Raw genomic sequence first — 12450 nt, forward strand, 5'->3', positions numbered from 1 at the left:
CCGGCTGCCAGGCCCGTCACGGCCAGCAGGGCGGTTCTCCGACGTGGTCTCACCCGGAATTTCACGCGGTTCTCCTCGCTGTGCGGCTCCCGCGCCCGCTCTGACTGCTGCGGCGCGGTAGATAGACCAGCGCTTCGGTCCCGACGAAGCGCAGAACGAAGGTCGTCACCAGGGCCAGCGCCGTGGCGGACAGGGCACCCATGCCGAAGCGGTGGACGAAGAGCGCGATCAGCGGGATGCGCAGCACCAGATCGGCGTTGGCGAGCAGCGCGAACCGGCCCACGCGGTCCCACCGGTTGCGGTGCTTGCGGCGCTCGCGGAACAGCAGATGCTCGATGAGCAGGAAGTTCCAGGCCACGCCCAGCTGGTTGGCGAGGATCTCCGCCGGGACGTAGTGCACTCCGGCGGCGGTGAGCGCGTACAGGCCGAGCAGGTTCGGCACGAAGCCGGTGGCGCCGATCAGCCCGAAGACCACCATGCGGGCGACCGGCGAGGCGGTGCGCAGCCCGACGAGGTGGCGCAGGAACCGGAAGCCCTCCTGCGCGGTCGACTTGGACTCGCCCGCGAAGCGGTCCTGGAAGACGAAGGGCACCTCGGTGACCTGGCGGGGACGGCTGCGCACGGCCAGTTCGAGCAGGATCTTGTAGCCGAGCGGCTGCAGGACCTCGGCGGTGACCGCGCTGCGGCGGATCGCGAAGAACCCGCTCATCGGGTCGCTGATACCGCGCAGCTTGCGCGGGAAGAGCGTCTTGGTCAGCCAGGTCGCGCCCCGCGACACCGCGATGCGATAGCCGCCCGCGAGTCCTTCCCGGCTGCCGCCCTTGATGTACCGGCTGGCGACCACGAGTCCCGCGTGCGCCCGCTCGCCGGAGGCGACCAACTCCGGTATCAGGGACGGCGGATGCTGGCAGTCCCCGTCCATCACGACGATCCAGTCGGAGCCCGCCGCCTTCAGCCCCTCCACGACCGCGCCGCCGAGCCCGCCCTCGGGCACCTCGCGGTGCAGCACGGTCACCGGGAACGGGCAGTCCTGCGCAGCCCGGCGGATCACCTCGGGGGTGTCGTCCGTGGAGTCGTCCACGAAGACGACCTCACAGGGCAGCCGCGCCGGCACCGACTCGGTGATCTGGTGCAGCAACTCCCGTATGTTCGCCGACTCGTTGAAGGTCGGTACGACGATGGTGACGGCACCGGGCTCCGGGACCTCGGCGGCGCGTACCGCCGGGTCGCCCAGTTCGTCGGGGACAGTGCTCTCGAAGCTGCTCATCGACTGCCTCCGGAACGGGCCGTGGTGGTGGTCTCGGTGCTGACGGTGGTGTCGTCGATCCGCCGGATCTCGATGCGGTCCTCGCCCCTGCCGAAGGTGGCGACCGCCGTGGAGTGCTCGATCGCGGCCTTCACGTTGGGCAGGTCCACCGCGTCGCGCCGTACGGTCGGGGAGGCGACCACGTAGTCGAGGTCCTTCCAGCCGCGCGGCATCGTCTTGGTGACCGCGGGGTCGAGGTCGGCCTTGTAGAACCAGATGGCGCCGAGGCCCGGCCGGTAGCCGTCGTGCACGAGGTCGAGCCAGAGCGCGTCGTCGACCAGGACCCGCGCGTCCTCCGGGTTCTTCACCTCGGTCCTCAGCCATGAAGAGGCCGCCCGGTAGGGGGCGTTGGCGTCGGCGGTCACGGCCGTGTGATCGCCGTCGTACCAGTGGGGCACGACATAGGCGCCGGCGGCCACCACGAGCACCGCCGCCAGCCCGCGGCGCCCCCACGTCACATACGTCCTCTCCTGGTCGGTCCGCCGTCTGCGCAGCACCGCGTGGGCGACGCTCGCGGTGCCTCCGGCGAGGACGAGGGCGAGGAAGGGAAGGGCCTGGATGACGTACATCGCGGGCAGGTAGCCGTTCGGGCGCAGGGCCACCACGGCGAGGATCGCCACGGTGAGCGCCGGTCCGGCCAGGGCGCGCGCGGTCACCGACCAGCGGAAGGTGACCAGGAGAAGCAGGGCGCCCGCGAGTCCGCCGAGCGGCAGGACCCGGTCGTAGTACAGCCAGGACTGCAGGACGCCGTACGAGCCGGTGCCTCTCTCCAGGATGAATCCGGAGCCGGGGCGGCTCATCTGGTAGGTGATGCCCTCCCAGAGCGAGACGTGCCCGCCGCCCGGCAACAACTCGCCCTTCAGCAGGGCGAAGAGCGGGTACGCGGTGCCGATCAGGACGCACGCGGTGACGGCGCCGGTGATCGCGAACTTGCGGGTGTCGCGATGGCTGTGCCGCCACATCGTGATGAACAGCGCGGGCAGGATGACCAGCATCGTCTCCTTGGTCAGCACCGCGGTGGCGGCCGCGAGGCCGGCGCCGAAGTGGTGCCAGAGATGACGGCTCGGCGAGGCGGCCAGGCAGAACGCGAGCAGCGTCCACATCACCGCGATGTTGTCGAGGAAGATCTCCCGCTGGAGCACGACCGAGAGCGGGGAGAGCCCGAAGAGGACCATCGCGAGGCCGGCCGCCCAGCGCGGCAGCGACAGCCGGCGCGCGAGGACGTACAGCAGGACCGCGCTCACCGCGCTGACCACGAGCATCGCGAAGCGCATCGAGCCGACGGTCATCAGCGAGGGGCTGATGTGCGCGGGTATCCAGGTCAGCACGGCTATCTGGATCCAGCCGAGCGGTGGATGGTCGTACCAGTACGTGTAGTGGGCCAGGCCCTTGCCCTGCTGGACGGCCCAGGCCTGGGCGAGGTAGGTGCCCTCGTCGTCGCTGAGGGTCGGGTAGGCGGCGATGTTCCAGCCCTGCACGACGAGGATCGCCGCGAGCAGCACCGCGCACAGGATCAGATCGGAGCGCGAGCTGCGAAAACGCGAGGCCGGAGGGGACGTCGGGACGATTTTGGGCGCAGGAGGCCGCTGCGCGGGGACCGTGGGTGTGGTCGCCGCGGGAAGGGTGGAGGTCACGCAGGAACGTCCTCTCGGATCACTTCGGTGAGATGCGCGCCGACATGACTGGTCAACTCCCAGTCGTTGCGCCCCCGTTGCTCGCGCCATACGGCGCGTACGGCGGCACCCGCGAGCAGCACCTGATAGAAGGGACCGCCGACGACGAGTTTCAGGTAGTGCACGAAGCGGACGCGAAGCCCGTACTGCTTACCGAAGTCGTGCAGTCCGACGAGCTCGAAGACGAAGGTGACCAGAGCCGTCACGGCCGGCAGGAACGTGATGAAGGCGATCCCGACGGGCACGTCGAGGAAGAGCGCGATCGCCACGTTGAGCGGGATGATCACACCGGAGACCGCCTGGAGATACGGCGTCATCAGCGTGTAGCGGGCGAGCAACCGCTGCCCGAAGCCCGGCAGTTGCTTCCAGTCGCGCTTGCGGTAGACCTGCAGGAAGCCCTGGTTCCACCGGGTGCGCTGCTTGAGCAGCGACATCAGGGAGCCGGGGGTCTCCTCCTTGGTCACCATGTCGGAGTCGTACGCGACGACGACCTTTTTGCCGACACTGGACAGCCGGACGCCCAGATCGCAGTCCTCCGCGAGGCAGTTGGGGTCCCAGCCGTCGGCTTCCCGCAGGACCGTCGTCCGTACGAAGACGGTGTTGCCGCCGAGCGGGATGAACCCTTTCTGCGCGTGCAGATGAAGGCGCGAGCGGAACCAGAAGAAGTACTCCAGGCAGTTGCGCAGGCTGTACCAGCTGGAGTGGAAGTTGATGAGCTGCACCCCGCCCTGGACGACGTCCGCCTCCGTCGTGCGGAACGCGTGGTCGACGTGGGCGAGCAGCTCCGGATGCACCTGGTCCTCGGCGTCGAAGACCCCGACCACATCGCCGCGGCAGTGCGGCAGGGCCGTGTTCATGGCCTTCGGCTTGTTCTTCTTCTCGTGATGGTCGACGACGACCCGCACGCGCGGATCGCGCGCCTCGGCACTCCGGGCCACCGCGGTGGTCTCCGGGTCGTCGTGCCCCACGATCACGATGATCTCGAAGTCGGTGTGGCTGGATTCCAGCAGCCGCTGGATGGTGTGGTCGAGCACCGCCTGCTCGTGCCGTGCGGGCAGCAGCAGCGAGAAGGACAGGCTCTCACCCCCGTCCGGACTGCTGAAGCGGGTGGAAGCGAGCACTTCGGGCGTACGCCACGCGTGCATCTGCCACCACAAGGTGAAGGCAGCCATCCAGAAGAGCGCCAGAGAAACGGCAGCGATGAAGACAGACGTGAGCAACAGATCCCCCCAGATCCCCAAAAACCCCCAGTCGCGACAGCGCGTCACTGCTGTCGCGTCACCGTGGCGAGACTATGGGCGATCTGTGAAGTGCACAGGTTGTTCTGGTGAAGAGCGTGTTTCATCACACTCGGTCGACTTCCTGAACAATCCGCACGCTAGGGGCGTTTGGACCGGTTGGGAATCACACGTTTCGGCCGTTCAGAGCCGTGCGAAGCCGGCCAGGATCGGTCGTCGGGGCGTCGCACGCGAAGTTACGGCAGACGTACGCGGCCGGCTTGCCGTCCACCAGCGGTCGGCCGGAAAGCAGCGGCAGCTCGTCACTCTCCGGAACCCCCACCGCCACGACGGCACCCGGCGCGGTCCCCAGAAGGGCCGCGCGCCGCAAGGCCGTTGTGGCCGGATCACTCCCCTCCCCCACCACCGCGACCTCCCGCGGACCGTCGAGCAGCGCCTCGGCCACCGCGAGCCCCCACCCGATGAAGCGGGGAGCCCGCGGACCCAGCGCCTTGACCACACCCAACGCCCTTTCCGCCGCGGTGCGATGGGGCTCCGCACCGGTCTGCGCGGCATACGCCAGCAGCGCTCCGGCCGCCGCGCTCCACCCCGAGGGCGTGGCGTTGTCGGTGGGGTCCTGCGGGCGGCGGATCAGCCGCTCGGCGTCGGCCGCCGTGTCGTACAGCGCACCCGACTCGGCGTCCGTGAACTGTGCCAGGACGTGGTCGAGCAGGAACCCGGCGAATTCCAGCCAGACCCCTTCCCCGGTGACGGAGGTCAGCGCGAGGAAGCCCTCGGCGACATCCGCGTAGTCCTCCAGCACCCCGGCGTGGGCGCCGACCCGGCCGTCCTTGCTGGTACGGGCCAGCCGCGCCCGGTCGTCCATGTGCAGCCGTACGAGGAGGTCGGCGGCGCCGATCGCGGCCTCCACCAGATCCGGGCGGTCGAAATAGGCGCCGGTCTCCGCGAGGGCGGCCACCGCGAGCCCGTTCCAGGCGGCGACGACCTTGTCGTCGCGTCCCGGGGCAGGCCGCCCGGCCCGCGCCGCGAGCAGCCGTTCCCGCAGGGAGGCGACCTTCGCGGCGTCGAACACCCCTTCCTGCTGAGGAAGTTGGAGTACCGAGGCCCCTTCCTCGAAGGTGCCCTCTTCGGTGACCCCGAAGTACTGGACCGCTAGTTCGGCGTCCGCATCCCCGAGTACCTCGCGCAGCTGCGCCGGCGTCCACACGTAGTACGCGCCCTCGACATGCCGGCCGGCGCCGTCATCACTGTCCGCGTCGAGAGCGGAGGCGAACCCGCCCTCGTTCGTGCGGAGTTCGCGCACCATGAAGTCGGCGGTCTCCAGAGCGACCCGCCGGGCCAGCTCGGATCCGGTGGAACGCCAGAGATGGGCGTAGACGCGGCAGAGGAGGGCGTTGTCGTAGAGCATTTTTTCGAAGTGGGGTACGACGAACTCACGGTCGACGGAGTACCGGGCGAAACCGCCGCCGAGCTGGTCGTAGAGGCCGCCGCGCGCCATCCGCTCGCAGGTGTCGACAGCCATCTGCAGAGCGCCCTCGGAGCCGGTCCGCGCGTGGTGGCGCAGCAGGAACTCGATCACCATGGACGGCGGGAACTTGGGCGCCCCGCCGAATCCGCCGTGCGCGGCGTCGTAGTCCCGGGTGAGTCCGAGCAGCGCTCCGGCCAGGTCCTCCTCGCCCGGCACCCGGCTGTCCCCGAAGGACATCTCCCGCTCGGCCAGATCCCGCGTGATCTTCCCCGCGACCTCGGCGACCTCGTCCCGCCGGTCGGTCCAGGCGCCGGACACGCCCTCCAGCACCTGCCGGAAGGACGGCATGCCGTGACGGGGCTCGGGCGGGAAGTAGGTCCCGAAGTAGAAGGGCTCGGCATCCGGGGTGAGGAACACGGTCATCGGCCAGCCCCCCTGACCGGTCGCCGCCTGCACCGCCTCCATGTAGACGGCGTCGACATCGGGCCGCTCCTCCCGGTCGACCTTGATGCTGACGAAGCGCTCGTTCAGATACGCGGCTGTCGCGTCGTCCTCGAAGGATTCGTGCGCCATGACATGGCACCAGTGGCAACTGCTGTACCCGACGCTCAGCAGAACGGGTCTGTTGCTCGCCCGGGCCTCGTCGAAGGCCTCGGCCGACCAGGGCCACCACTGGACGGGGTTATCGGCGTGCTGGAGCAGATACGGGGACGTCTCATGGGCCAGTCGGTTCACCCTTCCACTCTCCCACGGCGTCCGGGACGGCGAAGAAGCGCAGATGCGCCGGGCGTGCCCCTTCGGGGCATCTTCACGAGGGTGGCCGTACGGTCGCGCGGGGCCCGGTCCTCACACGCGCCGCCGGCGAAAGCTCCGCCCGCCCGCCCGCGCACGCGGAAGCGCGTGGCGCCGCCCGGAGCCCCGCGGGCGTCCCGGCGGGGAGAGGCCCACCGGGTCCATCGCGAGTGAGCCCCGGCGGGATTGATCGTCGGCCCTCTCGCGTTCGCGTCCTCCCCGAAGGACACTCATAGGCAAAGGAGTTGCTGCCGGAGGGGGACATGACATGCGGGACAGCCATCGGGCGGAGGCCGAGCGGCTGTTGGCCCGGGCCGTCGAGGAGGAGGTGCGTCGCTCCGGCGGGCGGGTGGACGGCGGTGTGCTGCTGTCACGGGCGCGGGCCGCGCTCGACGCGATGGCGGAGACGGCCGCCGAGGAGTACACGGCGTACACCCGGGCCCTGGACGAGTCGGAAGTGGGCCGGCAGACCTTCGGGCAGCGCTACGCGCGCGAGGGAGCCGGAACTCCCCTGCTGGTGGCGGCCGTCGGCGCGCTCGCGGCCGTCGTCGCCGACCTGGCCCTCGGCACCGGCGCGGGCACGGCCGTCGGCACCGGCGCGACGGTGGCCGTGGCGGGCGCCGCGGCCACCGTCCTGAAGGTGACGGCCTCGCACGTGCCCGCCGCGAGCCGCCGGGCCGGCGCCCTGGGGCAGCCCGGCGGCCCCGAGCAACTGCGTCTGCAGTGGCTGACGGCCCTGGAGGTACGGAGCATCCGTCCGTTCCTCGACCAGCAGCGCGTCCTCAACGCCTCCACCGGCGCCAAGCAGGGTGCGCCCCAGCTGCGGCGCACCGACAAGAGCGCGGCGGCCCGCCGGCGCAGTGTCCTTGAGCAGTCCTTCGGTCAACTGCCGGAACCGGACGGCCCGTTCACCGGGCGGAGAACCGAGCTGTCGCGGGTGGCGCAGTGGGTGCACGCGGCCCGGGCGAGCACGGAGACGAAGCCGACGGTCGTGGTGCTGCACGGCGCGCCCGGCTCCGGCCGCAGCACGCTCGCGGTCCGGGCGGCGCACGCGCTCAAGGACCAGTTCCGCGGCGCGTGCGTGGTGGACCTGCGCGGCGACAGCCCGGACGACCCGCCGCTCCCCACCCGTGACGCGCTGCTCCACCTGCTGAACCGGCTCGGCGCCCCCCGCGAACAGCTCCTCTTCCGCGAGCGCTCCTCGCAGGACCAGCAGGTCAGACGGTTGAGCGAGCTGTATCACCAGCATCTGACGGGCCTGCCGGTGACGATCGTGCTGGACGACGCGAGCGACGTCGAGCAGGTGCGCACCCTGGTCCCCGAGCGCTCGGAGAGCCTGGTCCTGGTCACCGCGCGCAAGCCCCTCGAACTGCCCGCCGACCTCCCCGCCTGGGTTCACCAGCTCCCCGTCGAGGCGCTGGACCCGGCGGGTTCCGAGGAACTGCTCACCGCGGCCGCACAGGACACGTCCGGCCCGTACGACGCCGAATCAGCCGACCAGGTCCGGGAGTTGTGCGGCGGCCTGCCGCTGGCGCTGCGCGTCGCGGGCTCCTCGCTCGGCCCCCGCACCCCCCGTCAGCTGGCCACCGACCTCGCGGCGTACGGCCCGGTGGAACCCGTGGAGCGGGTGCTGTGGCTGCGCTACACGGACCAGTCGGACATGGCACGCCGGCTGCTGCGCCGGCTGGCGCTGGCCGGCCGTGCCTCGCTGGGCGCGGCCGCGGCGGCGTCCCTGCTCGCGACGGACGAGCCCGAGGCCGTCCGGCATCTGACCGCACTCTCCCGGGCGGGCCTGATCGACCACGTGCGCGGCAGCCGCTACCGCCTGCACGATCTCGTGCGGGCCTTCGCCTCGGCCCGCCTCCTCGACGAGGAGGAGCCCTCGGAGCGCACGGCGGCGCAGGAGCGCCTGATCGTGAACTACGCGGAGCTCGCCGACTCGGTGATCCGTCTGGTGGACGGCAAGACGTCCACACGCGCCGACCAGTTCGGACCGCACGGCTTCACCTCCCTGGACGCGGCGCTCCGCTGGCTGGACGACGAGTCGAGCTTCATCACGGCGGCCCTGCGGCACACGGAGGGGGTGGACCAGGCGGCGGTGCTGCACCTCCTGGGCGCTCTGTGCGACTACTGCCTGCTGCGCGGCGACCTCTACCGTCTGGGCGAGATCAGCGAGTTGACGCAGGCCGTCGACCAGGGCCTCCTGATCCGCTCGGTGCAGTGGCGTACCGGCATCGCGGCCCGCCAGCTGGGCGAGCTGGACAAGGCGCGGACGACCCTGGCCTCGGTCGTGGACCTCTACTTCGAGGCCCACCACGACGCGGGGGCGGCCAGGGCACTCTGCTCCCTCGGCATCACGCTGCACCATCAGGGCAACCTCGTCGAGGCCGCGGCCAAGCTCCAGGAGGCGATGGACCTCCAGGCCTCTCCCGAGCTGGCGGCCGACCGTGCCTGGACGATGCACGCGCTGGCGGCGGTCGAGCGCGACAGGTCCCGGCTCGCCCATGCCCTCGACCTCCTCACCCGGTCGCTGGTCCTGCACCGCGAGAGCGGCTCGGTGCACGGCGAGGCCTGGGCCCACTTCCAGCTCGGTCAGCTGGGCCTGCGGATGGGCGACGTGCCGCGCGCCGAGCGTGAGCTGCGCGAGGCACTCGACCTGTACGGCCGTACGCGCGACGCCCGGGGCGAGGCATGGGCGCTCACCCAGCTGGCCCGCGCCCGGCTCGTCGAGGGCGATCCGTCCTCGGCGGTCGACGGGCTGCGCCAGGCGTCCTCCCGCCACCGTGAGAACGAGGACGCGCGCGGCGAAGCCTGGACGGTCTACTACCTGGGGCAGGCACTGGAGGAGACCGGCGATCTGAACCAGGCGGTGCGCGAGCTGGAGCGCTCCCGGACGATGTTCTCCCGCATGCGGGACGTCTACGGCCTGGCCTGTGCCCGCCACCACTCGGCCCGCGTGACCCGCGACCAGCGCGCCGCGCAGACGGGCTCGCTGAGGAATTCGGGCTTCGCCCGTCAGCTCCTCGTGGACGCCCGCGCGGACTTCCAGCGCATCGGGGTGGCCCACGGCGAGGCGTGGACGTGTCTGGAGCTCGCCGTGGTCGACGCGGGAAACGCCCGTACCCAGCAGGCCCTGTCCCTGTGCGACGAGGCCGCCGGGCTGTTCGCCTCGTACGGCGACCGGCGTGGGGAGGACTGGGCCCGTTTCCTGCGCTGCACCCTGCTCCCGTACGCGGCCCCGGGTGGTTACGAGGTGGGCGCCGCGGTGGCCCAGGAGGAACTGTCGCAGCTCTCGCGCACCGGCCACTCGACCCGCGACGGCAGGCTCGACGACTTCATCGAGGCGTATCAGCTGCTGCTGGAACGGGGAGTGGACCTGGACGCCGGGTGGCAGGCCTGGCGCCTGGGCATGGTGCCGGGACGCCACGCGCGCGACGTGATGGGCGTGCCGGTGGTGGCGTGAGGGGGGGCAGCGAAGGCACTCACACCGGACCGCCGGCCACGGCTGAGGCTCCCGCGGGGGCCGGTGCCCCCGCGGGTGCGCGCTCAGCCCTTCGCGGGTGCGGCCTTCCCACCGGAGCCGGAGCCGGAGCCGGTCCGCTCCGCGCCCCCGGAGGCCGCCGCCTTGTCCTCGGGGTCCTGCTCGAAGGTGACCTTGCCCATGTGGCGGTTCATGGACTTCATCAGGCCCCAGACGGCCAGGGCCATCACCGCGAAGACGATGAAGCCGAGGACGCCGGGGGTGACCTTGTTCTCGTCGACCTCCTTGGCGAGGGGGACGAGGTGCGTCAGTGCCAGGCTTGCGCTCATGTCAGGCATTGTCGCGGATGCCCGCAAAGAGGTCGTCCTCGGGGAGGGATGTATCGACGAGGGACTTGGCGAGCTCGTACTCCTCGGTCGGCCAGACCTCCCGCTGGATGTCCATGGGGACCTTGAACCAGCCGCCGTCGGGGTCGATCTGCGTGGCGTGCGCGATCAGCGCCTTGTCACGGATCTCGAAGAAGTCCGCGCACGGAACATGCGTGGTCAGCGTGCGCTCGGTGCGCTCGAACTCGCTCCAGCGCTTCAGCCAGTCCCCGTACGGAGACTCCAGGCCGCGGTCCAGGAGCGCGTTGTGCAGCGCCTCGGTGCGCGGGCGGTTGAAGCCCTGGTTGTAGTAGAGCTTCTGCGGCTCGAACGCGGGGCCGAATTCCGACTCCGGGTACTTCTCGGTGTCCGTCGCGCCCTCGAACGCCACCATCGAGATCTTGTGGGTCATGATGTGGTCGGGGTGCGGGTAACCACCGTTCTCGTCGTACGTGGTGATCACCTGCGGGCGGAACGAGCGGATCTGCTTGACCAGCTCACCGGCCGCCTTGTCGACGTCCTCCAGGGCGAAGCAGCCCTCGGGCAGCGGCGGCAGCGGGTCGCCCTCGGGCAGGCCCGAGTCGACGAAGCCGAGCCACTCCTGCTTGACACCGAGGATCTCGCGGGCCTCGTCCATCTCCTTCTTGCGTACCTCGTGGATGTGCTCCTCGATGTACTTGTCGCCCTGAAGCTTGGGATTGAGGATGGAGCCGCGCTCCCCGCCCGTGCAGGTCACGACCAGCACGTCCACCCCCTCGGACACGTACTTCGCCATGGTGGCCGCGCCCTTGCTCGACTCGTCGTCGGGGTGGGCGTGCACGGCCATCAGTCGCAGCTGGTCAGTCAAGACTCAATCCTCGGTCAGTCGGCTGTCGCCTGAGTAAGTCGGCTGTCGGCGCCCGGCGTGAATCCGCGCTGTGGGCGGCTTCTATAGTGACGGAATCGGGGGGCGAATAATTCCGGGGTCCTCCCGCACGGACCTCAGCCGAGAGGACGATCATGAGCACGGCGAGCACGCAGCTGCCCGAGGGCCGGTACGGCCGCTCCGCGGACGAGCGCGCCGACCGGAAGCTCAAGATCATCGGTGGTGTCCTGGGCGTCGCCCTCATCGGCGTGGTCGGCTGGTTCGGCTACGACTACATCGGCGGGACCGAGATCAGCGCCCAGGTGATCAGCTTCAAGCCGGTCTCGGACAGCGCGGTCGAGGCGCACCTGGAAGTGCGCAAGGACGCGGGCGCGAGCGGCTACTGCACGCTGCGTTCGCAGAGCGCCGACGGCGTCGAGGTGGGCCGCGCCGACTTCCGCTTCGACCAGGACTCCTCACGCGTCGACAAGGTGGTTACCCTGCGTACGACGGCCCGGGGCTCCACGGCGGAACTCCTCGGCTGTCACTCGGGCTGAGCGACACCGCCCACCCGCGTCCGACGGCATCGGCACAGGTCGGAATCATTCTCGGCAACCCATGACTGACCTGCATTGATGTAATTCTGATGTCTTATGTCCTCCCCTCCGAGCCGCTGAATTGTTAGGCTCGTGGTTTCGCCCACCCGTGAGAGAACATGCTTCTGGGTAGGGCGATGCTTTGTATTCCCAGTACCTACGAGGAGCACCTGTGACCCAGACCAGCGAGAACGTCACCTGGCTGACCCAGGAGGCGTACAACCAGCTCAGGGCCGAGCTGGAGTACCTGTCTGGTCCTGCGCGCACGGAGATCGCCGCCAAGATCGCGGCCGCGCGCGAGGAGGGCGACCTGCGCGAGAACGGCGGGTACCACGCGGCCAAGGAAGAGCAGGGCAAGCAGGAGCTCCGTGTGCGCCAGCTGACCCAGCTCCTGGAGAACGCCAAGGTCGGCGAGGCTCCCGCGGCGGACGGCGTGGTCGCACCGGGCATGGTCGTCACCATCGCCTTCGACGGCGACGAGGACGACACCCTGGACTTCCTGCTCGGCTCGCGGGAGTACGCGAACTCCGACATCGAGACGTACTCTCCGCAGTCCCCGCTGGGCTCCGGCGTGAACGGCAAGAAGGTCGGCGAGGACGCCCGGTACGAGCTGCCGAACGGCAAGCTCGCCTCGGTGAAGATCCTCAAGGCCGTGCCGTACCAGGGCTGAGCCCAGGACCAGCGACG

Annotated in this window: 9 protein-coding genes; 3 read left to right on the forward strand and 6 right to left on the reverse strand. The window is 70.4% G+C overall.

Annotated elements, in window-relative coordinates; all coding sequences use genetic code 11:
* Positions 1-61: 61 nt before the first annotated feature.
* The 4 genes from ACFWBT_RS08765 to ACFWBT_RS08780 all read right to left on the reverse strand — a co-directional run bounded on the left by ACFWBT_RS08765 (position 62) and on the right by ACFWBT_RS08780 (position 6420).
* Complete coding sequence (locus ACFWBT_RS08765; protein ID WP_385697467.1) at positions 62-1267, reverse strand: glycosyltransferase; 1206 nt, start codon at positions 1265-1267, stop codon at positions 62-64.
* Positions 1264-2940: an ArnT family glycosyltransferase gene (locus ACFWBT_RS08770; RefSeq protein ID WP_385697468.1), complete on the reverse strand. Its 1677-nt coding sequence runs from the start codon at positions 2938-2940 to the stop codon at positions 1264-1266. The genes ACFWBT_RS08765 and ACFWBT_RS08770 overlap by 4 nt, the downstream gene beginning before the upstream one ends.
* Positions 2937-4199, reverse strand: a complete 1263-nt coding sequence (locus ACFWBT_RS08775; RefSeq protein WP_385697469.1) for a glycosyltransferase — start codon at positions 4197-4199, stop codon at positions 2937-2939. Before ACFWBT_RS08775 ends, ACFWBT_RS08770 begins: the two co-directional genes overlap by 4 nt.
* 184 nt (positions 4200-4383) lie before the next feature.
* Positions 4384-6420, reverse strand: a complete 2037-nt coding sequence (locus tag ACFWBT_RS08780; RefSeq protein WP_385697470.1) for a thioredoxin domain-containing protein — start codon at positions 6418-6420, stop codon at positions 4384-4386.
* 325 nt (positions 6421-6745) lie between these two features.
* Between ACFWBT_RS08780 and ACFWBT_RS08785 the strand changes: the two genes are divergently transcribed.
* On the forward strand, positions 6746-9940 hold the full coding sequence (locus ACFWBT_RS08785; protein WP_385697471.1) for a tetratricopeptide repeat protein: 3195 nt from the start codon (positions 6746-6748) through the stop codon (positions 9938-9940).
* 83 nt (positions 9941-10023) lie between these two features.
* Here the strand turns inward: ACFWBT_RS08785 and ACFWBT_RS08790 are convergent, their stop codons facing one another.
* Together ACFWBT_RS08790 and mca are read right to left on the reverse strand one after the other, a co-directional pair.
* A complete protein-coding gene (locus ACFWBT_RS08790) occupies positions 10024-10296 on the reverse strand; it encodes a hypothetical protein (RefSeq protein ID WP_385697473.1) in 273 nt (90 codons plus the stop codon).
* Positions 10289-11170 (reverse strand): mycothiol conjugate amidase Mca, encoded by an 882-nt coding sequence (gene mca, locus ACFWBT_RS08795; protein WP_385697475.1) that lies wholly within the window; start codon positions 11168-11170, stop codon positions 10289-10291. Before mca ends, ACFWBT_RS08790 begins: the two co-directional genes overlap by 8 nt.
* A 152-nt stretch (positions 11171-11322) precedes the next feature.
* On the opposite strand from mca, the gene ACFWBT_RS08800 reads away from it, so the two are divergent.
* Positions 11323-11724 carry a DUF4307 domain-containing protein gene (locus tag ACFWBT_RS08800; RefSeq protein WP_385697477.1) on the forward strand — a complete coding sequence of 134 codons (402 nt, stop codon included), beginning with the start codon at positions 11323-11325 and terminating at the stop codon, positions 11722-11724.
* 211 nt (positions 11725-11935) lie between these two features.
* Positions 11936-12433, forward strand: a complete 498-nt coding sequence (gene greA, locus ACFWBT_RS08805) for a transcription elongation factor GreA (RefSeq protein WP_351541254.1) — start codon at positions 11936-11938, stop codon at positions 12431-12433.
* The last annotated feature ends 17 nt before the right edge of the window (positions 12434-12450 follow it).

Origin of the sequence: Streptomyces sp. NPDC060027, from assembly GCF_042737005.1 — a bacterium.
GTDB lineage: Bacteria > Actinomycetota > Actinomycetes > Streptomycetales > Streptomycetaceae > Streptomyces.